The organism is Flavonifractor sp. HCP28S3_F3 (genome assembly GCF_052065355.1).
GTDB lineage: Bacteria > Bacillota > Clostridia > Oscillospirales > Oscillospiraceae > Flavonifractor.
Window position 1 is genome coordinate 105,506 of sequence record NZ_JBQHUF010000002.1, and the last position, 20,974, is coordinate 126,479.

At 58.4% G+C, this 20,974-nt stretch carries 12 protein-coding genes; 7 read left to right on the plus strand and 5 right to left on the minus strand.

What is annotated here, in order from left to right:
- Positions 1–9 precede the first annotated feature (9 nt).
- From ACTNB1_RS03125 to ACTNB1_RS03145, 5 genes are all read left to right on the plus strand, one after another.
- On the plus strand, positions 10–1,287 hold the full coding sequence (locus ACTNB1_RS03125) for a TRAP transporter large permease (protein WP_441167823.1): 1,278 nt from the start codon (positions 10–12) through the stop codon (positions 1,285–1,287).
- Positions 1,288–1,323: 36 nt separating this feature from the next.
- Positions 1,324–2,508, plus strand: coding sequence for a M24 family metallopeptidase (locus tag ACTNB1_RS03130; protein ID WP_441167824.1), 1,185 nt, complete (start codon positions 1,324–1,326; stop codon positions 2,506–2,508).
- Positions 2,509–2,522: 14 nt separating this feature from the next.
- A complete protein-coding gene (locus ACTNB1_RS03135) occupies positions 2,523–3,722 on the plus strand; it encodes a MalY/PatB family protein (protein ID WP_441167825.1) in 1,200 nt (399 codons plus the stop codon).
- Positions 3,723–3,884: 162 nt separating this feature from the next.
- Entirely contained in the window at positions 3,885–4,901 is a 1,017-nt protein-coding gene (locus ACTNB1_RS03140; RefSeq protein ID WP_441167826.1) for an alpha-hydroxy-acid oxidizing protein, read from the plus strand.
- 602 nt (positions 4,902–5,503) lie between these two features.
- The gene (locus ACTNB1_RS03145; RefSeq protein WP_441167827.1) at positions 5,504–10,315 is read left to right on the plus strand and encodes an Ig-like domain-containing protein; all 4,812 of its coding nucleotides are present in this window, start codon (positions 5,504–5,506) and stop codon (positions 10,313–10,315) included.
- Positions 10,316–10,361: 46 nt separating this feature from the next.
- Here ACTNB1_RS03145 and ACTNB1_RS03150 read toward each other — a convergent pair whose 3' ends face one another.
- A complete protein-coding gene (locus ACTNB1_RS03150; RefSeq protein ID WP_441167828.1) occupies positions 10,362–12,770 on the minus strand; it encodes an InlB B-repeat-containing protein in 2,409 nt (802 codons plus the stop codon).
- Positions 12,771–13,017: 247 nt separating this feature from the next.
- Here ACTNB1_RS03150 and ACTNB1_RS03155 point away from each other — a divergent pair, with 247 nt between their 5' ends.
- A complete protein-coding gene (locus ACTNB1_RS03155) occupies positions 13,018–13,962 on the plus strand; it encodes a DMT family transporter (protein WP_441167829.1) in 945 nt (314 codons plus the stop codon).
- 67 nt (positions 13,963–14,029) lie between these two features.
- Here ACTNB1_RS03155 and ACTNB1_RS03160 read toward each other — a convergent pair whose 3' ends face one another.
- From ACTNB1_RS03160 to ACTNB1_RS03175, 4 genes are all read right to left on the minus strand, one after another.
- Positions 14,030–14,875: a 3-keto-5-aminohexanoate cleavage protein gene (locus tag ACTNB1_RS03160; RefSeq protein WP_441167830.1), complete on the minus strand. Its 846-nt coding sequence runs from the start codon at positions 14,873–14,875 to the stop codon at positions 14,030–14,032.
- 25 nt (positions 14,876–14,900) lie between these two features.
- Complete coding sequence (locus ACTNB1_RS03165) at positions 14,901–16,223, minus strand: acetyl-CoA hydrolase/transferase family protein (protein WP_441167831.1); 1,323 nt, start codon at positions 16,221–16,223, stop codon at positions 14,901–14,903.
- 81 nt (positions 16,224–16,304) lie between these two features.
- Positions 16,305–18,269: a sodium:solute symporter family protein gene (locus ACTNB1_RS03170; RefSeq protein WP_441167832.1), complete on the minus strand. Its 1,965-nt coding sequence runs from the start codon at positions 18,267–18,269 to the stop codon at positions 16,305–16,307.
- Between the two features lie 55 nt (positions 18,270–18,324).
- Positions 18,325–19,092 carry a cyclase family protein gene (locus ACTNB1_RS03175; protein WP_441167833.1) on the minus strand — a complete coding sequence of 256 codons (768 nt, stop codon included), beginning with the start codon at positions 19,090–19,092 and terminating at the stop codon, positions 18,325–18,327.
- Positions 19,093–19,567: 475 nt separating this feature from the next.
- On the opposite strand from ACTNB1_RS03175, the gene ACTNB1_RS03180 reads away from it, so the two are divergent.
- Complete coding sequence (locus tag ACTNB1_RS03180; RefSeq protein WP_441167834.1) at positions 19,568–20,944, plus strand: sigma-54 interaction domain-containing protein; 1,377 nt, start codon at positions 19,568–19,570, stop codon at positions 20,942–20,944.
- Positions 20,945–20,974 lie beyond the last annotated feature (30 nt).

The window sequence follows — 20,974 nt, forward strand, 5'->3', positions numbered from 1 at the left end:
AACGTTCAGATGGTACCTGTCTTATTGATTTGCCTGCTGGTGCTTTTTGTCATCAGCGCACCGATTACCGTTGCACTGGGCCTTTCCGGTTTTACCGCCCTGCTGTTCGGTTCCAACATGGACCCCATGATCGTCATTCAGCGTCTGGTAGGAGGTATTGATTCCTTCTCCCTGATGGCGCTTCCGTTTTTTATCCTGTCCGCTAATTTAATGGCCACCGGTGGCCTGTCCAAGCGCCTGCTGGACTGGTGCCGCGCTCTGGTGGGCCACGTCTGTGGCGGTATCGCTATGGCTACCGAGCTGGCCAGCATGTTCTTTGGCGCTCTGTCCGGCTCCAGCCCGGCCACCATCATCGCCATCGGCAAGCTAATGTATCCTGATCTGGTGGAGCGCAAATATCCCAAGAAATTTATCGGCGGTCTGCTGGCATCCTCAGGCTCTGTCGCGTTGATCATCCCCCCCAGCATCACCATTATCATCTACTGCACCGTCACCGGCGCTTCCGTCGGCAAGTGCTTTATTGCCGGTATAACAGCTGGCGTGCTGTTTGGCCTGTCCAGCCTGATTTACATCTATTTCTACTCCAGAAAGCTGAATCTGCCCCGTGACAAGCGCTCCAGCCTTGCTGAACTGTGGAGAGCTACCAAAAAGGCCTTTGCCGCACTGATGGTGCCCGTGATTATTCTGGGCGGTATCTACTCCGGCATCTGCACCCCCACCGACGCTGCTGCTGTTTCCGCAGTGTATGCAATGATCGTGGGCCTGTTTATCTATAAGGAAATGACCCTCAAGGATCTGTGGAAGGTTCTGGTGGACTCTGCCGTGGGTACCGCTCAGGTTCTGGTGCTGATGTCCTCCGCCACGATTCTTGGCTGGATCCTGACTGTAAGCAACCTCTCCACTACTCTGACCAACGTGCTGCTGGGTGACGTGACCAGCAAGGTGCTCTTCCTGCTGATCGTCAACATCATCCTTCTGATCTTCGGCATGTTCATGGATGGCTCCGCGTCCATCCTGATCGTGGCTCCTCTGGTGTTCCCCATGGCCACCGCTATGGGTATCAACCCTGTTCACCTGTGCCTGATCATGATTTCCAACCTGGCTATCGGCATGTATACTCCTCCCTTCGGCATGAACCTGTTTGTTACCAGCGGTATTACCAAGCAGGACATGGTGGAGATGCTGCCTGGCGTTTGGCCCTTCCTGGCGGTAAACCTGGCCAGCCTGCTGGTAATTACCTATTGCCCGGACCTGATTATGTTCCTGCCCAACCTGGCCGGCGGATAACGACGGAACCAATCATAACGCAAGGAGGAATCTTTCATGTTAGAATTGCGTGATCAGAAAGCAATCCAGAACCGGCTCCAGCTTTGCATGGAAAAGAGCGGGCTGGATGCCATGATTCTCACCAGCCCCGAGGCTATTTTCTACGCCAGCGGCTTTGCCAGCCAGTTCCTGTATCAGTCCAATAACATCGGCTTGACTGCAGCTGTGGTACCCAAGACCGGCAAAGTCACGGTAATCTGCAGCGAGTTTGAAAAACAGACTGCCGTTTCCAGCTGCAAGGATATCGAAATCATGGCCTATCCCATGTGGATCTACATTGAGGACTATGCCAAGGATGATGCCGAGGACAAGCCTGCTCAGCCCGACCTGAACCGAACCTTCCGCTGGGCTGCTGACGTCATCAAGTCCACCTGCCCTGACGCAAAGGTAGGTGTGGAGAGTGAAAAGATTTCTCACTCCAAGTGGGACTTTCTGCAGAGTCAGTTCCCCGGCGATCATCTGGTGGATTGCAGCGAGACACTGATTGAATCCCGGATGATCAAGACCCCCTGGGAGATCAGTGTTCTGCGTCGGGCCGCTGAAATCAGCGAGGTAGCCATGAACAAGACCGCCCGCGAGGTCGTCCCCGGTATGACCGAGGCGGATGTAATGCGGCTGTTCAAGATGAACTGCCAGATGCAGTCCTCCGATGTACAGGATATTCTGCAGGCTCACACTGTTGCAGCCAACTTTGCCCCCGCTATTGTGCCCCGTCACGACCGACTGAAGGTGGGCGATATTGTCCGGCTGGATGGCGGTCCAATCTACTGCGGTTACGGCGCGGATCTGGCGCGCACCTTCGTTCTGGGTAATAAGACCGACAAGCGTCGGGAGGAAATCTACGAGATCCTCTGGAAAGGCAACCACTGTGCGATGGATATGCTGGGGCCGGGCGTGCGGATGTGTGACGTGTTTAATGCGGTACAGGCCACCATCAAACAATACATTCCCAATTTCAAGCGCGGCCATCACGGCCACTCTATCGGCTGCAATCGGTTCACCGAGGAGGCGCCCTTCATTGCCGCCGCAGAGACCCGGGAGTTCCAGCCCGGTATGGTGTTCTGCCTGGAGATGCCCTATTACAGCAGCAAGAACCACAGCTACAACATTGAGGACACCTTCCTCGTGACAGAAACCGGTGTGGAATTCTTTACTCATTCCAGCGAGAGTCTTTATCTGTAAGGAGAGCGACAGTCATGATTACCAGGGAATTCTTTGATCAGTATGTGGAGCGCCGCGGCACCCGCAGCATCAAGTGGGACGGCTGTAACGCAAAGTTCGGCGTAGATCCCTCTGTGGAAATGGTGCCCATGTGGATCGCTGACATGGACTTCAAGTGCCACCCCAAGATTGTGGAAGCTGTGACCCGGAAGGCGCAGGAGGGCATTTATGGTTACTGCGTGAAACCTGATAGTTTCTATGAAGCGATTATGAGCTGGGTTTCCCGGCGGTATCACTGGGAGCCGAAGAAGGAGTGGATCATCTTTACCCCTGGCGTGATCCCCGGCTTTACGCTGGCCATTCAGGCATTTACCCAGCCCGGTGATGGTATCATTGTTCAGACACCTGTTTACTATCCATTCATGGATGAGATCAAGAACAATCAGCGCACCATGGTGGAGAATACCCTGGTACAGAAAGAAAACGGCAGCTATGTCATGGATTACGAGGATCTGGAAGTCAAGGCCAGAGATCCCCGCAATAAGCTGATGATTATCTCCAACCCCCACAACCCTGTGGGCCGCTGCTGGACACCGGAAGAGCTGGAACGGGTGGGCAATATCTGTGCAGATAATGGCGTGATCGTGGTTTCTGACGAAATCCACGCGGATCTGATGATGAAGGGTTATCATCACACCGCTATGTGTACCCTGTCTGAGAAGATCCGTCAGAACACCATTACCAACTATGCGCCCAGCAAGACCTTCAATCTGGCCGGTCTCCAGACTGCCTATACCATTATTCCTAATGATAAGATCCGCGCAGCCTATGAGGCGCAGCTCAACGCCAACCGAATCTTCAACATGAACTGGTTTGGCCCGGTGGCATTGGAGACGGCCTACAACGAGTGCGAGGAGTATGTAGATGCTCTGTGTGACTACATTGACTCCAATAAGCAGTATTTCAACGAGTACATTCGTGAGAACCTGCCTCAGTTGAAGGTGACAGAGCTGGAAGCGACCTATCTTACTTGGGTGGATTTCCGAGGTACCGGCATGAGCACGGAGGAGATTGAGCACTTCATTGCCCACGAGGCCCATATCGGCGTAGATATGGGTACTTGGTTCGGCACCGGCGGCGCTGGTTTCCTGCGCTTTGGACTCTCCTGTCCTCGATGCATCCTGGAGAAGGCGCTGGATCAGCTGAAGAGCGCGCTGGAAAATCACGGGAAATAAGTCCAAGTCCGGACACGGCTGCGGCTGATATGTAAAGGTAATATTTTATAGGAGCAAGGGACTCGTGACGGCAGCAAAAGATTCCGCCGACACGAGTCCCTGCTGTCCAACAACATTTGAACCGTTTCAGCTTTGTCCCCCATAAAAAACGGAGGTAGCAAAATGACTTATCAGGAAGTTCTGGCTCAGGCCAAGAGCTGTATGGGCAAATGCCACGCCTGCCCAGTCTGCAACGGACTGGCCTGCAAGAATACCATTCCCGGCCCCGGCGCCAAGGGGTTGGGAACCGGAGCTATTCGCAATTACCAGAAATGGCAGGAGCTATGCGTCAATATGGATACCATCTGCGAAAATGGCGAGGTGGATACTCATTTCGACTTTTTCGGCCATCAGCTGGCCCTTCCGCTGCTGGCTGGCCCCGTGGGCGCGGTAACCCTGCATTACGGCGACAAGTATGACGACCTCGCCTACAATAACGTGTTGATTCCCGGCTGCGCCAAGTCAGGAATCGTTGCCTTTGCCGGTGACGGCACTAACCCTGCTGTAATGGAAGCGGCAGCAGATGCTCTGAAAAAGAGCGGAGGCTGTGGTGTGCCCACTATTAAGCCCTGGAATCAGGAAACCATTCAGCAGAAAATGGAACTGGTAAAGGCTGCAAACCCCTACGCTATTGCTATGGATATCGACGCGGCGGGCCTGCCCTTTCTGAAGGGCCTGACTCCTCCGGCCGGCAGCAAAACTGTCGAGCAGCTGCGGGAAATTGTGGAGATGGCCGGCAGACCCTTTATTCTCAAGGGTATTATGACCGTAGCCGGAGCACAAAAGGCATTGGATGCCGGTGCCGCCGGTATTGTGGTGTCTAACCATGGTGGCCGGGTGCTCGACCAGTGTCCTGCCACTGCGGAAGTGCTGCCGGCTATCGCAGATGCGGTAGCTGGTAGGATGAAGATCTTCGTGGATGGTGGTATCCGCACTGGTATGGATATGTTCAAGGCTCTGGCGCTGGGTGCTGACGCGGTGCTTATTGCTCGTCCCTTTGTTACCATGGTTTACGGAGGTGCGGAAGAGGGTATTTCCGCCTATGTTGCAAAGCTTCAGACAGAACTGGCAGATGTAATGGCGATGTGCGGAGCCCACAGCCTTTCCGATATCAAGCGTTCCATGCTTTACGGATACTAAATTGCCAGAGACGGGAAAACGCAAATAAACAAAATGAGTGATACTCGGTAAAAGCCGGGTATCACTCATTTTTTAATATGGTTACTAAGCCGCTGCAGAACAGGCCATGGCAGGTTCTTAAAATACCTTGCTGACTATGATATGCAGTCAATAGAGCATCTTGCTGTTGGGTTCATAAGGCTTATACTTATGGGCGAACCGTTTAACAGGGGGGGTAATGAACTGTTATTGTGGAGGACGGCTTTGGGAGAAGGGCGACGCCGACAGCGATGAGGCTCCCATCTGTCAGGCTGGAGTATCGGTTCCGCCATATCCCCGAGGGAGCTGTGCGGGAAGGCAGTGTCTCTGAGGTGCCTCGGCCGCCGGACCAATACCTGCGGTCTGCACGTCCATGTGAGCCATGATGCTTATGAGACAGAAAGCTGGGAGCAGGCAGAGGAATCGAGTATGTTGAGTTAAGATATTACAACCTAAAGCAACAGGCGTGGCTGGCTATACTTGCCTGCCAAGAAAACCCTATGCAGCCAGCTTATTGTTTTGCGCAGGAGAATATTCTATACTGTGCTTAACAACCCAATGGGCCTGAAATAGGGGGAGAAAAAATGAAAAAGAAGAAATACGGATGCCTGACAGCGCTGTTGGTGTCGCTGTGTCTGCTGCTCCAAATGGCGCCGGCAGCCGCGGCCCTGGGCCAGCAGACCACCTTTGTGGGTGTGGATACCATGATGATCTACAATCCCGCTGTGGACAGCAGCAGCACCATGTCCACCGGCAGTCTGGTGGGACAGATCAACACCCTGGAGGGCAACTTCAACTACGTGTCCGATGGGGAGGAGGACTACTTCTTCCTGGACCAGGGGGAACTTTATGAGGAACTGGAAGGCATCGACCTGTCCGACGTGCCGAAGGACGATTCCCTGAGCCTTCAGGCCACGGACTACGGTGTGGGTGACACCAGAGACTTTTTTGTCCAGCCGGAGGCTACCTATAAGTATCAGTACACCGAGTTCACCTGCCTGTATTCCGGCACCTACTGCCGGGTGTGGGGAGCCTTCTATGACGATGCGGATATCGCGGAGGCCATGGGACGGGAATTTGACCAGATCATCTATCCCGGAGACACGGAGGCCTTTGGTACGGCCCGGTATATCCAGGATGGAGACAAGCTGAACATCCTGATCTACCCCATGTATTCCACCGGCCTGTGCGGCTTTTTCCGCCCCATAGAGCTGCTTACCGCCGCCGAGATGGGCAGCAGCAACGCCCAGCTGTATAACAACAGCATGCCCATCATTCATGTCAACTCCTTCCACTGCAGTGCCGGGCGGTATCAGTCCACCGGCCTGGTGACCATTGCCCATGAGTATCAGCATCTGATCTGCATGTCCTCCACTCTGTTGGGCAATGGGCGCACCAGTCTGACTCTGATGGGCACCTGGCTTAACGAGTCCATGGCCGCGGCGGCTGAGGAGTGGATCTACCCCGGCGAGATGACCGAGCTGGGCTACATATCCCGGAACTACAACGGCTCCGGCCTGATCTCCGGCGGTCAGTCCCTGTATGACTTTACCACCAGCTCGGGAGATATCGGCGTCTACGGTCAGGCTCTGCTCTTTTCCGAGTACCTGAAAAAGCAGTGCGGGGAGCAGGTGTTCCACGGCATTCATGATTACTGGCGTTCCGCGCCTGCCAACAGCCTCACCGATGCCGATGCCCTGTACAGTGTGATCCCCGAAGACGTACAGCAGGCCATCGACAGCCAGCTGACTTACGGCTCGTCTATTGAAAATCTTCTCTCCTATGACGAGCAGAAGATTTCCCTGTCCAAGCTGAACCTGGCCTTCCAGCTGGCAGTGGCCCTCCAGGAGCCCAGCGGCATTTACAGCATGACGGACGTCTGCTCCGAGGCGTCCCCCAAGTTTTATACCGGCAGCGGCCGCAGCATCGAGGGCGGCGGACGGTTGTTCGTGCGGACCAAGAACGGCCAGAGCTTCACCGTGCCCACGGGGGCCGACTCCCGGCTGATTTATGTGGGCTTTAAGGACGGAGAGATGGTGGTGCCCCCCACTACGGCGGCGGATTATGACCCCACCAGCCCCTACAAGGTGACTGCCGTCAGCAATGATGAGTCCATGGGCACTGTCTCCTGCTACGACGTGACCATCACCGCCTCTCCCGCCGCGGGCTACGGCTACGCCGTGCCCGCCGCCACGGTACTCAGCGGCGAAGCTACGGTGGTGCGCAGCGGTGATGTGTTTACCGTCAGCCCCTCCAGCGACTGTACCATTCAGATCAATTTTGCCCCCGCCGCCTCCGGCGCGGCCGATACCTGGGACGGAACGGCGGAGGAGCCGGTCTTCTCCGAGGGAGCCTACTACATTCACTCGGCCGAACAGCTGGCGGGGCTGGCTCAGATGGTCAACGAGGGGAATACCCTGACCAACACAGACGTGCATCTGATGGCCGATCTGGACCTGAGCGGCCACCAGTGGACCCCAATCGGAAGTTACACACAGCCGTTCTCCGGTCGGTTCTATGGGAACGGCCACATAATCACGGGCCTCACTGTAGGCAGCGCGGATACACCGTATAACTCCAGCTGCGCGGGCCTGTTCGGCATGGTCCAAAATGCAGACAAGACTGAGATAGCAAAAATCACGGAACTCACAATCCAGGATGCGGTCATATACGGAAACGCCGATACAGGCATTTTGGGCGGCTATATCAGAAGCGGCTACATTTCGGATTGTCAGACCAGTGGTACCGTGTCTGGATCCAGCGCGGTAGGCGGATTGGCGGGGGCCTTTGGTACCGGATATACCTCTGAGGGAACTATTACTATGGCCCGCTGCTTCAGCTCCGCCACTATTACCAGCAGCGGCAGGGGTGCTGGCGGACTGTTGGGAACGGGCGATCATGCCACAGTGACTCTGTGCGGCGCCACCGGCGACGTGACTAGCGGCGGCAGTGATGTTGGCGGACTGGTAGGCGGCGACAGCTACAGCGAATACAGCAAATGCTATGCCACCGGTGACGTGGAAGGCACTTACTATATCGGCGGCTTGACGGGATATCCTTCCAGCTCCGACTTCACCAGCTGCTATGCCGCCGGAGGTGCCAAAGGCGACAACATGTATGTGGGCAGCCTTTTAGGGGCCTATAACGGCAGCAGCTATGGTACGTGCTACTCCAACTGCGATAAGACCCTCTTCCCGATAGGCGGTCAGGGCGCTGGTTATGGCATGCTGACCACTGAGCAGCTGAAAAAACAGAGCTCCTATGACGAGAAGTATTGGGATTTCGACTACACCTGGATTATTACACCCTATGCAAACGAGGGCTTCCCGATCCTCCGCTGGCAGACCAAGCAGGCCATGGAGGTGGTGATCACCGCTGAGAAGGGCTATCTGACCCCGGGTGAGACCCTGCAGCTTTCCGTGTCTCTGGAGCCGTCGGCCACTGCCGACCAGGCGTACACCCTCACCAGTTCCGCGCCCGAGGTAGCCTCGGTATCGGATACCGGCCTGGTCACCGCCCATCAGACGGGTGCGACGGTGATCACCGCTAAGGCGGCCAAGGGCGGTGCTGTGGGCACCTTCCGCATTCTGGTTATGGAGGAAAACGACGTGGCCGCCGGGTTCGGCGGCGGCAGCGGCACTGCGGAGGATCCTTTCCTGGTGGCTACTGTGGGCCATCTGGAACACCTGGCTGCCATGGTGAATTACGGCTATGACTTTGCTGGTAAGGAGATCCTCCAGGTGAACGACCTGGAGCTGCGTGGCTCGGCGGAAAACCCCTGGACCCCCATCGGGAGCGAGACTGCACCCTTCCGCGGCAGCTATAACGGCAACTGCCATACCATCAGCGGCCTGTATGTCAAAGGGACAGGAAATGATCCTGTTGGCCTGTTCGGCGCGGCGGAGGATGCCACCATTGCCTGCCTGGATATCAAAGACTCTACCTTCCAAGGCGGAGTAGTAGGTGCTGTGGCTGGCTGCATCACCGACTGCGGTCTGGTAGACTGCTGCACGCTGGACAATGTGACGGTCACCGTTACTGCCGAGAGCGGCTCCGCCGGCGGCATTGTAGGCATGGCGGTGGCTTCCGATGTCTGTCAGATCGGATTCTGCTCCAGTCAGGCCCAGGTTTCCAGCCCGGTCTTTGACGGCAGAATCGGCGGTATCATCGGCAGCTCCACCGGCAGAAACCTGCAGGTGGTAGCCTGCCGCAGTTCCGGGCCGGTGACCTACGTGGGTGAGGATACCATATATGTGACCGCTGGCGGCATCCTGGGATACAGCGGCGGCGGCTATGTGATCCAGTGCTTCAGTACTGCAGATGTGAAATGCGGGGACCGAGGCTACTCCGGCGGCATTGTTGGCGCCAGCAAAGGCAGCACAACTATCCAGTCCTGCTACGCTACGGGTGAGATGGGCTCTGGCGAGACAAGCGTTTGCGGTGGTATCATCAGCCAGCTGTATTCCGGCGATGTGGTACAGCAGTGCTATTTTACCGGAAGCTATGGCGCAGGTAACTTTACCCGTACACCGATTGCCCTCATCGTCAGTTATGGTACTATCAATCAGTGCTATTATCTGAACAGCTCGGGAAGCAGCTTCAATATCAAGGGGACGACCTCCCTCACCAGTGCCCAGATGAAACAGGCCTCTTCCTTCTCCGGCTGGGACTTTAGCAAGACCTGGGGCTTTGTGGAGGGGGAAAACAGCGGTTATCCGGTGCTGAAGGTGTTTTATCCCACCTGGGACGGAAACGCCCCCACCTTTGACCGGGCGGCCTTCTCCGAGGGATGCCAGGATGTGACCGTCACCTTTGACCGCAGCGGCAATGTGCTGGAAGGAGTCCAGGGCCTGACGGAGGACCAGTATGAGCTGGGAGAATATGACTCCCAGTCCAACGTGCAGACCCTGACTATCCGCAAGGACTTTTTGATGACCCTGGGCGTGGGCACCCAGACCCTGACGGCGGAATTCGGCGCCGGCTGTCAGGTGGAGTTCCAGATCAATGTGGTGGACAACACCCCCACCGACCGCTACATCTTCGCTCTGGATGGCTTTACCCCCGCGGCAGGCGGGCAGGCTGGAAGTGTGGATGTGCTGATCTCCGCACCCAAGGACGGCCGGGTGATATGTGTGGCAGCCCTTTATGACGGAGAAAAGATGAAGGACGCGGCGACAATGGATGTGGTTCTGTCCAAGGGAGCCAATGTGGTGACCCTGGATCTGAATGGAACGGAAGGGGAGACCTGCAAGCTCTTCCTGCTGGAGGGCGGCACCTGGGCGCCGCTGGCCGAGCACCAGGAAGAGACGCTGAGCGCTCCGGCCGGTCAGCGCCTGAGCATAGAACCGGATCAGACAGACGCCTTCCTGACCTGGATGGGTCAGATGGTCCCATAAGATAGACAGAGCCCCGGTCCGGGAAGGGACCGGGGCTCTGTTTCTGTTAAGGCAGTGTGACCGAATGGAGCTGGGGGGCGGGAAGCAGTCCTTCCAGGGACGGACCCACGACGAAGATCTTGACCAGCAGGTCGTCTTTGTCCCGGGCGTCCAGCCGCAGGTCCTTCAGGACTACGGCCCCTTCGCTCAGACTGTGTATCTCCACCTTGACGTCCAGCATCTGACCGCTGTCCCTGTCGTAGAGGGCGGCAATGATCCGGCAGTCTCCCTGACCGCCTGGAAGCTCCACCGGGGCGCTCCCGGATACCACGCCGTCCGTAAGCTGGAAGCAGAAGATGCGCAGGGTGGTCTCAGCGGAGGCAGCGGTGTAGTCGGTGGTTGCCGCCAGCTCCGCCCGGAGCTGATAGTCCCCGGGAGCCTTGGGTAGGCCGTCGGTCCACGCTCCGGCATCACCGGTCCGGTAGGACCAGCTGATCTCCGCCTGCCAGGGCTGGCCGTTGAGGGTCAGAACAGGGGGACGGACCGATGGAGCCTCTCCAGTCCAGAGGAAGGACTGGGGACCGTCAAAGGAGAGCTCCGCCCTGCCCTGGGTGATGGTAACAGGAAGGGCTTGGCTGCTGCTGGCCAGCTGCTCCAAAGCCGGGTTTCCCGCAAACACCGCCTCTACCAGATAGGAACCGGCCTTTGTGGGGGCTTCGGGCAGGGGCGTCTGAGGATCAGAGGCCAGATACCAGCGATAGGTCACCGGGGCACCTTCCACCGGCAGGCCGCCGCAGGTTACCGTAGCCTGAGCCAGCAGTGCCACCGGCTGGCCTGTGTAGGGGTAGCTGTTCTCCGTCAGTGTCAGCTGGGTACGGGTGGGGTAGGACCAGAGGGGGTAGAGATGGAGAACGCCGTCCTCCAATGCGGTGGCGTCCAGCCCAGCGCCGGGCAGATAGTCGGTCCCATTTCCGTCCGGCTGGGTGTTCCACATCCGAACAGGACGCCCGTTCTCCAGAAAAGTCTCCCCGCCGTAAAGGGTGAGGGAGGGCTCGGTGCCGCTCTGCAGCCGCACGGTGCCGTCGGGGCTGTGGTAGATCACCAGCGGCCCGCCGTCATACCACTGGGCGTAGAGGTCGCTGCCCTGGGCCAGAACGGGCTCGCTCTCTGGGAGGTAGAAGGGTGTGGTCTGGGAGAGCTCTGCCTGAGGCGAAGCAGACCAGGCCAGCAGTTCCATCCCATCCCGGTGAAGTTCGCCGCTGCCGGGGAGCCGGACAGCAGAAGCTCCGCCCGTGGCAGCCACCAGCATGGCCTCTTGGCCATCGGAGAAACGGCCTCCGTTGGCGTCCAGCCTGGCCTGATAGGGCTCCCACTGGGCCTGGAGCGTAATGGAATCCTGGTAATCCCACTTGCCGGTGAGATTTTGGACCGTTTCACCGGGAGCATACAGCTGGTACCTGCCGCCCACATAGCCCTTCCACCCCTGGAAGGTGTAGCCCTTCCGGGTCAGTCCGCTGTCGGGAAGGACCACGGAGGCGTCGTACACCGTAGAGATGGGGGCGATGCTCCCTGTGCCGCCATTGGAGTCAAAGTAAATGGTGTAGGGATTGGGGAGCCACTTGGCGTAAAGGGTCTGTCCCTTGGCCTGGATATCCCCTTGGATCTGCTGGGTAAACTCGGGGTCCAGATACCACTCCGTTTTGGCATACCCCTCCATGGGGTTCTGCTCGGCGTATACGTCCATTTGCACGGTCAGATTTTTGTGGTCCGGCAGAATGATCTTTTGGATATAGTTGTTGCGCACCACAAAGCCGCTGCCGCTGTTGACCAGTGCGGTGTTATGGCTCAGGTCCAGCTCGGTGAGCCGGTTGTGGTCGATGTGCAGGAATTCCAGAGAAGTAAGGCCGCTGATATCGATGCTGGTGAGCTTGTTATCAAAAGTCTCAATAAAGACCAGCTTGGTGTTGGTGGAGAGATCCAGCTGCTCCAGCTTGTTGTGCCGGCAGTATAGCCAATCCAGTTCGGTACACCCCGTCAGATCCAGGCGGGTCAGATAGTTGAGCTCACAGTTGAGGGTGGTCAGCTTGGGATTGTGGGACAGGTCCAGCTCGGTGAGCCGGTTGCCGTCGCACAGCAGTGAGATTAGCTCCGGGTTTCCGCTCATATCCAGCTCGGTGAGCAGGTTATTCCGGCACACCAGGCGGATCAGCCGGGGAAAAACTTCGATTCCTTTCAGAGAGGTGAGCCCCATACTGGGAACATGGATCTCGGTGATCCCCTCGATCTCCTCCGGGGTGAGGAGCCCGTCCGCTCCCACGCCGTTCAGATTGGCTTCGTTCAGCAGCCACTGGCGGAACAGCGGGTCGGGAAAATGCGCCTCATCAATGGGGACGGCGTCCGCTGCCCGGACCGGGCCGCCCACAAAGACCAGAGCACAGAAAATGGCAGATAAGAGAAGAAGTGCGGTTCGTTTCATGTCAAATTCAGTCCAGTTTTCAGATTTCCCCCCGAAGGGGCAGGAGAGAGTATACACGGGATTTTTCAGTTTGTCAATTCATATAGGAATAATATGGATAAAGGAACAAAAGGTGTCTGCTCAGGAGGAGAAACGGGATACAGTTGCAGGAAAAACAGCGGTATGTTAGACTGATGGATAACGCGCGGGTTCGGCAGACAGGATGAAGAACGGGCCCAATTGAGGCAGAGAGAGGACACCGGAGGATATGAAGGCAAAGCTCAGCGACAAAAAAGCGGTCTTTCTGGCAGCCATGGTGTGCTGCTTTTTGTGGGGCAGCGCTACGCCGGCTATCAAGATCGGCTACCAGATATTTCAGATCGACGGAGGGGACACCAGCAGCATCATTTTGTTTGCCGGTATCCGGTTTTTGCTGGCGGGGCTGCTGGTGGTGATGTTCCAGAGCCTGCTGCGCAGGCGCTTTCTAAAGCCCGAGCGGGAGGCGCTGCCCAGCATTTTTGCCCTGTCCATGGCTCAAACTGTGGTGCAATACCTGCTGTTTTATGTGGGCCTGGCCCACACCAGCGGCGTCCATGGCACCATCCTCTCCGGGACCGGCGGCTTTTTCTCCATTCTGATGGCCAGCCTGCTCTTCCGCTATGAAAAGCTCACCGGCGCAAAGGTGCTGGGCTGCGTAGCGGGTTTTGGCGGCATTGTGATCATGAACCTGTCCGGCATGGCAGGGGAGAGCCTGTTTCAGGTGTCTCTGCTGGGAGAAGGATTCGTGCTGTTTTCCCAGATGTCCTACGCCCTGTCCAGTATTTTGGTCAAGCGCTTTTCCAGCCGGTTCGATGTGGTGATGCTCAGCGGATGGCAGTTTGTGCTGGGCGGAAGCATCATGATCCTGGTGGGTCTGCTTACCGGCGGACGGGTTGGGCTGCCCACCCAGGCCTGGGGCTGGGCGCTGATGCTGTATATGGGCCTGATCTCGGCGGTGGCCTATTCTCTGTGGGGTGTCCTGCTGCAATATAACCCGGTGAGCAGTGTGACCATTTACACCTTCCTGACCCCGGTGTTCGGGGTCCTGCTCTCGGCAGCCTTCCTGGGAGAGGCGGAGCAGGCCTTTTCTCTGCGTACCCTGGCGGCGCTGGTCCTGGTGTGTGTGGGTATTTTTGCGGTGAACCGCCGGCAGAAGGAGACAATTAAACCATAACTGGATGAAGAAGCCGCCCCCCGGATTGCTCCGGGGGGCGGCTTTCTATATAGGGAGAGAGGGGATCTTACTTCTTCAGGCTGAGGATCTCCCGGGCCTCGTCGGGAGTGGCGACCTGCTTGCCGTACTCCTCGATCACGCGGCGGGCACGCTCCACGAACTGGACGTTGCTCTCAGCCAGCACGCCCTTGGAGTACATGACGTTGTCCTCCATGCCCACGCGGATGTGGCCGCCCAGAGCCACGGCGCCGTACAGCATCTCCATGGCGGAGTGGCCCACGCCGAAGCAGCTCCAGGTGGAGCCGGGGCACAGGGACTCCATGGTCTCCTTCATGAAGATCAGGTTCTTCATGGAGCCGGGGATGCCGTTGGCGCAGCCCATGCAGAACTGGAAGTGGAGGGGAGCCTTCAGCACGCCCTTCTTCAGGTAGTAGGCGGCGTTGGCGATCATGCCGGGATCAAAGGCCTCGATCTCGGGCTTGATGCCCCACTCCTGCATGTTCTTGCCCAGCTTCTCCAGGAAAGAGGGGGGATTGAGGAACAGGCCGGTGTGCAGCCAGTTCATGGAGCCGCAGTCGTAGGTGCCCAGCTCGGGACGCAGCTCCTGCAGGTGGACCATCCGCTCATCGTCGTTGGCGGTGAGGGCGCCGGAGGTGGTCATGTTCAGGATGATGTCGCAGTCGGGGTGGTTGGTGCGCAGCAGCTCCACGGTCTCACGGAACTTGTTCTTGTCCATGGTGCCCTTGCCAGCATCATCGCGCATGTGCAGGTGGGCGATGGAAGCGCCGGCCTTCCAGCAGGCGTACACGTCCTCGGCGATCTCGGCGGGGGTCATAGGCACGTTGGGGTTGTTCTCCTTGGTGGGCCAGGCACCGGTGGTGGCTACGGTGATGATGGTCTTGTTCATACTCATGTTCATACACCTCATTCTATAAAATTCAATGGGTCTGATACAGTCGCTGGAATTCCTCCTCCAGCCAGGGACGGAACTGGGGATGGGCAATGGAGATCAGGGCCTTGGCCCGATCGGTCACCGTCAGTCCCCGCAGGCACACCGCGCCGTACTCGGTAGCGACGAAGTGAGTGTTGGTGCGGGTGAGGGTGACCACGCTGCCCTTGGGCAGTACGGGCAGGATGCGGGACTGGAGCTTCTCCTCCCCGGTGACCTTGTCCTTTACCGTGTAGGTGGAGCGCAGGGTGATGATGGACTTCCCCTCCGGGGCCATCTGCGCCCCCACTACGGTGTCCACCTGGCCGCCGCTGCCCGAGATCTGCCGGGTACCCACCGCCTCCGAGGCACACTGGCCCGTCAGGTCGATCTGCAGGGCGGCGTTGATGGAAGTCATGGCCCGGTTGGCGGCCAGTACGTTCAGGTCGTTGGTGTAGCGCAGTGCCTTGTGCAGGATGGAGGGGTTGTCGTCGATAAAGTCGTACAGGGCGTGGCTGCCCATGGAGAAGCAGGTGACGGTCTGAAAGGTGTGGAGGGTCTTGCGGGTGTTGTCCGCTACTCCGCTGAGGAGCAGCTCCATGCCGGCGTCCGACAGAGACTCGGTATGGATGCCCAGGTGGCGCTTGTTTTTCAGCTCAGCGGCCAGGGCATTGATGGTGCTGCCGAAGCCCAGCTGGATGGTATCCCCGTCCTGCACCAGGTCGGCCACCACCTTGCCCAGCTGCCGGTCCACGTCGTCCGGCTCCTTGGAGAAGAGGGCGGCGGGGTAGCGGTCGGACTCCAGAATGGCGTCAACCTGAGAGATGTGGATGGCGGTGTCTCCGAAGACCCGGGGGGCGTGAGAGGCCACCTCCAGCACCAGCCGCTTTGTCCGGGGGATCAGCTCCTGCTCCAGGCAGGCGCAGCCCGCCAGAGAGAACCAGCCGTGCTTGTCCATGGGAGAGACGGTGAGCACCATGCAGTCGTATTCCGGCACCGCATATGTCCAGTCTCGGGAGGCGTTGCGCAGGTGGTTGGGGACGAAGGAGCAGATGCCCAGCGCGTCGGAGAGCTGCTGGGGCTTGCTGTAAAACAGGGACTGCACATGGAAAGACTCCCGGCAGGCCGGGTCGGTGAGCAGGGCCACCGGCTCCAGGGGCAGGTAATGGAGCAGCCGCACCTGCCGCAGCTCTCCCGCCCGGCGGTGGAGGGCGGCGGCGAAGTCAGTGGCCAGCAGAGGCCCGCCGGCCAGGTAGAGGGTGTCGCCCGACTTGACCCGGGCGGCCTCCTCGTCCGCAGTGGTGCGCTTGCGGCGGTATTCTTCCTGGAACACGGAAAAACTCCTCTCTAAGCACAACGGCGAAGCGGGGTACCCGCTCCGCCGTTGGATTGCTTATGGTTTGTACAAAAGGGATCAGGCGTACTTACGGATGGCAGCGGCGCCCTTCTCGGTGACGCGGAGCTTCCGCTTGAACAGGCCGCCCTCAATCACATAGCCCTGACGGGTCAGGTGAGAGCAGATGGCGGACATCCGCATGGACTTGATGCCGTTTCTCTGCACGAAATCAGCCTGCTTCTCGGGGGTCTCCTGGACCACCTTCAGCAGCTGGACGTACAGGGGGCTCAGGCCCTCCTTGGCCATCTCGGCCTCGGTGCCGGACAGGGCGGGCAGAGCAGCCAGGCCCTTCTCAGTGATGGAGAAGGTGTAGAACTTGGAGCCGCTCAGACCGGCGCGGACGATGTAGCCGCCCAGGTCCAGATTCTCGATAGCGGCGCCGGAGGTCTTGGAGTCCACGCCCAGGGCGTCGGTCAGGTCGGACATGTAGCAGTGGCCGATGCGCAGCATCTCCAGGATCTGCTTCTCCATGTCGCCCAGCTTCACGTCCTTACGGTTGGTGGCAGTGGGCACGCGCTCCCAGTTGGCCTGGCCGAAGTACTTGGGCTTGCCGGTGAGGGAGGCGATAACAGCCACAACCAGGGTGACAACCAGGCCCAGAGTGGCCAGGTAGACGTACTTGCCCACGTCAAAGATGCCGGTGAGCTGGAGCACAGTGAACACGGCCATGGTGATCATGCCGCACACAGCGCCCCACAGAGCGCCGCGGCTATTGAACTTGGGCCACACAGCGCCCAGGCCCAGCAGGATGGCGGGGGGCACCAGCCAGCAGTTGGCGAAGGCGAACAGGTAGGTGGGGCCGCCGGGGAACTGGCAGAGCACGAAGGTCACCACACCGATGAGGAGCATGATGATCTTGGACATCTTCAGGCTGGTCTTGGCGTCAGCCTTGGGGTTGATGAGGCGCTGATAGATGTCGCGGTTGGCAACAGCGGAAGCGCCCAGAGCGGAGGTGGAAGCGGTGGAGATGGAAGCAGCCACGGCGCTGATGACCACCAGGGAGCCGAACAGGGAGATAAAGGTGCTGGCGATGAAGCCGTAGGTGCCGGTGGGCAGCACAGTGCCGCCGTTGAGAGTCAGCTTGTCGGGGTAGAAGGCGCCCATGTAGCCGCCGATGAAGCACAAGGGGATGATGAACACCACGATCAGGATGATGGCGGCAGCCACGAAGGAGTTGCGGGCAACCTTCTCGCTGCGGCAGTTGGCAACCTTCATCCAGTAGTAGTTGTTGCCCCAAACCAGGGCCACAGCAAAGCAGACAATGAAGTTAAAGATAGAGGGGTAGGTGAACTTCATGCCGGGCAGAGCGCCCACGAAGCCCTGGCTCATAAAATCACCAGCGGCCCAGTTGGCGGTGATGGCGTCCAGCCAGCCGAACTTGCCGGCCAGGATGAAGAAGGTGGCGGGGACCACGATCACGCCGATGAGCACCTGGAACAGGTCGGTGATGGTGGTGGCCCACAGGCCGGAAACGAAGGTAAACACGATGATGACGGCGAAGATGATGGCGGTGATGGCCAGACGGTTCCAGCCGGTGAAGGCAGCGATGTTGTCCACGCTGGACACCACGTTGTTGGCCATGATGCCGCACATGCCGATGACGGAGGTGATGGCTACCACGGAACGGGTGTGGCCGTCATAGCGCATCTCCAGGAACTCGGGCAGAGTCTGGGCGCCGCTGCGGCGGATGAAGTTGGCGTACAGCAGGCCGAAAATCAGCAGGCCGCACACCGCGTAGATGCAGCCCCAGGCGAGACCGCCGACCAGACCGTACTGGATGGTAAAGCCGGGGGCCAGGGTGACGGTGGTGCCGGCGAAGCCGATGGCGCATACGCCTACGGTGTTGATGGGGGTGGAGATCTCACGGCCGGCCAGCACGAAGTCGGAGGACTCCTTGACCCACCGCTTGCTGATCAGGCCCGCGCTCAGCAGGAAGGCGCAGAAAATGATAAATATGATAACAAATATAGCATTGCTACCCATACTTATACCTCTCTTTCAGAAAGTATGTCGTTCACACAATGTCTTAAGTAGAAAATTACTCGACGAAAGCCACTACACGGGCCCAGCCGGCGGAGGCGGCCTTGATGCTCACGGGGAAGCAGTTGACCTTAAAACCGGTGACGGGCAGCTGGTCCAGGTTGGTCAGCTTCTCGATGTGGCAGTAGGCCTTGTCCCGGCCCACGCGGTGAGCTTCCCAGATGATGGAGGCGTCGTGGTTCTTCTCGAACTCGGTACCCTCGAAAGGCAGGGGCACATCCCAGCTCCAGCCGTCGGTGCCAACCACGCGCACGCCGCGCTCCAGCAGCCACATGGTGGCCTCATAGCTCATGCCGGCGCCGGCCACCAGATACTCGGGCTTGCCCCAGCGGTCATCGGCGTCAGTGCGCAGCAGCACGATGTCGCCTTCCTTCAGGGTATAGCCGATCTTCTCAAAATATTCCTCCACGTCCTTGGCGGTGATCTTGTATCCGTCGGGCTTATCGTGGAAGTCCATCACCACGCCGTCGCCCACGAACCAGTCCAGGGGCACCTCGTCGATGGTCCAGGCGCGCTCGCCGCCGTTCATAGTGGGGTAGTAGTGATAGGGAGCGTCCACGTGGGTGCCGGAATGGGTGCAGACCTGCAGGAACTCAATGCCCCAGCCGTTGCCCTCGGGCAGATCATCCACGGTGCAGCCCTTGAAGAAGCCGGCCATCTGCTCGGCGGTGTCCTTGTGGTTGCAGTACTGGATCTTGGGGATCTGGATCGGAGGATCGCTGGGCAGTCCGTCTTCGATGGGAATGGACAGGTCGATGATTTTCATGGTAAAACACACTCCTTTTCTCAATGCCATAACAATGGACGTTGCGCCGAACGTATAAAGCAAGCGGTGTGCCAACCTTGGGAAAGAACGTCAAATTGCGGCAAACCCTTGGGACACAGCAGGCTGGCGCCGGGTGGAAAAAACGGGCTGGTCAAAAGAGTGTAAGGAAAAGGTGACAGACATATGCCAATATAGCGGGATCATGGCTAAAAACCATTGTGCTGCAAGGAAAGATGGGAAGAGTAAGGAAAAGCGTACATGTAAGGAAAAGATGACAAAACGAGGCAAGTGAAAATACGGGAAATGTCATTTTTTGTTTTAAAAAACGTAAAAAATATGAAATTCTTAGTTTTATATAAAAGAAAAGGTTTAATTTCGGTTAGAATCACTATTGAAAAAGAGGGCGGGTATTGCTATCGTAATAAAGCCTGAGACTGGTTTCGTGGAATAGGCAGGCAATAAGAGGTGTTCCCATTTGGAAAATTACATTGATCCACAGACCATGCTGGAGTTTATCGAGGGCCTGGCCGCTATGGCGGTACTGGATAAAGACGGCAACTACACCTATGTCAGCCCCGGTTGGGAGCGTTATACCGGCCACACTGCCGAAGAGGCTATTGGCCGGAAGGTATGGGAGATGGTGCCCGATACCCATGCCCCAGAAGTGTATAAAACAGGCAAGCCGGTCTTTGCCAAGGCGGTTAAGGCCGAGGGTGTGCCTGCCTTCACCAGCTACTTTCCCCGTTTTGATGAAAAAGGCCAGCTGTGCGGCGTGTTTCTGTACGTCATTGTCCACGGCATGGAGGATGCCCAGAGCCTGACCCGGCGGATTGGGGAACTGTCCAGCGCGGTGGAGTATTACCGGCAGGAGCTCTCCCGGGAGCGGGGAGCCCGATACGGTTTGGACAATATCATCGGCAAGAGCGCGGCAATCGTGCGCCTGAAGGAGCAGATCCTCCAGGCCGCACGGTCTACCTCCACCGTCCTGATCGAGGGAGAGACAGGCAGCGGCAAGGAGCTGATCGCCCACTCCATCCACGCCATGAGCGCCCGGCAGGCCGCCAACTTTGTCCGGGTCAACTGCTCGGCCATTCCGGCGGAGCTGATGGAGTCGGAATTTTTCGGCTATGCCGCCGGAGCCTTTACCGGCGCCTCCAAGAAAGGCAAGATGGGCCGCTTCCAGCTGGCCAACGGAGGTTCTATTTTCCTGGACGAGGTGAATTTGCTCACCACCACCATGCAGCCCAAGTTCCTCCGGGTGCTTCAGGAGATGGAGATCGATCCCGTAGGCGGGGACAAGAGCATTCCCATCGATGTGCGGGTCATCGCCGCCTCCAATATCCCCCTGGAGACCCTGGTGGAGGCCGGACAGTTCCGCAGCGACCTGTATTATCGCCTTAACGTGATCCGGATCCAGGCCCCCACCCTCCGGGAGCGGAAGGAGGACCTGCCCCTGCTGGTGGACAACTTCATCCACCGTCTGAATTATCAGCTTGGCATGGTCATCGAGGGAATCGCCCCCGGGGCGATGGAGCTGCTGATGGAATACGACTGGCCGGGCAACGTCCGGGAGCTGCAAAACGCGGTGGAGAGTGCCATGAACGCCGCCGATTCCCACGTGCTGCGGCGGAAGGATTTCCGCCAGCTGGAGCAGCGGATGCAGGCCAGAAAACGCCGTCAGGTGGCGGGGCCGGGAGACTTCCGGCTGCGGCCCGCCCGCCGGGCCTTTGAACGGGAGCTCATCCGGGACGCCCTGGCCGCCGCCGGCGGCAACCGGGTGAAGGCAGCCGAGCTGCTGGATATCTCCCGCACGGTGCTGTATGAGAAAATGGAGCAGTACCAGCTGAAATAAAAAATCTTACCTTATTTATTTGATAGATCG

Bases quoted from the DNA above. Each gene is read 5' to 3' on its own strand.
- ACTNB1_RS03160 (WP_441167830.1), bottom strand. From the start codon at position 14,875: ATGAGTATGAACAAGACCATCATCACCGTAGCCACCACCGGTGCCTGG.
- ACTNB1_RS03150 (WP_441167828.1), bottom strand. From the start codon at position 12,770: ATGAAACGAACCGCACTTCTTCTCTTATCTGCCATTTTCTGTGCTCTG.
- ACTNB1_RS03125 (WP_441167823.1), top strand. From the start codon at position 10: ATGGTACCTGTCTTATTGATTTGCCTGCTGGTGCTTTTTGTCATCAGC.
- ACTNB1_RS03155 (WP_441167829.1), top strand. From the start codon at position 13,018: ATGAAGGCAAAGCTCAGCGACAAAAAAGCGGTCTTTCTGGCAGCCATG.
- ACTNB1_RS03135 (WP_441167825.1), top strand. From the start codon at position 2,523: ATGATTACCAGGGAATTCTTTGATCAGTATGTGGAGCGCCGCGGCACC.
- ACTNB1_RS03170 (WP_441167832.1), bottom strand. From the start codon at position 18,269: ATGGGTAGCAATGCTATATTTGTTATCATATTTATCATTTTCTGCGCC.
- ACTNB1_RS03145 (WP_441167827.1), top strand. From the start codon at position 5,504: ATGAAAAAGAAGAAATACGGATGCCTGACAGCGCTGTTGGTGTCGCTG.
- ACTNB1_RS03140 (WP_441167826.1), top strand. From the start codon at position 3,885: ATGACTTATCAGGAAGTTCTGGCTCAGGCCAAGAGCTGTATGGGCAAA.
- ACTNB1_RS03130 (WP_441167824.1), top strand. From the start codon at position 1,324: ATGTTAGAATTGCGTGATCAGAAAGCAATCCAGAACCGGCTCCAGCTT.
- ACTNB1_RS03175 (WP_441167833.1), bottom strand. From the start codon at position 19,092: ATGAAAATCATCGACCTGTCCATTCCCATCGAAGACGGACTGCCCAGC.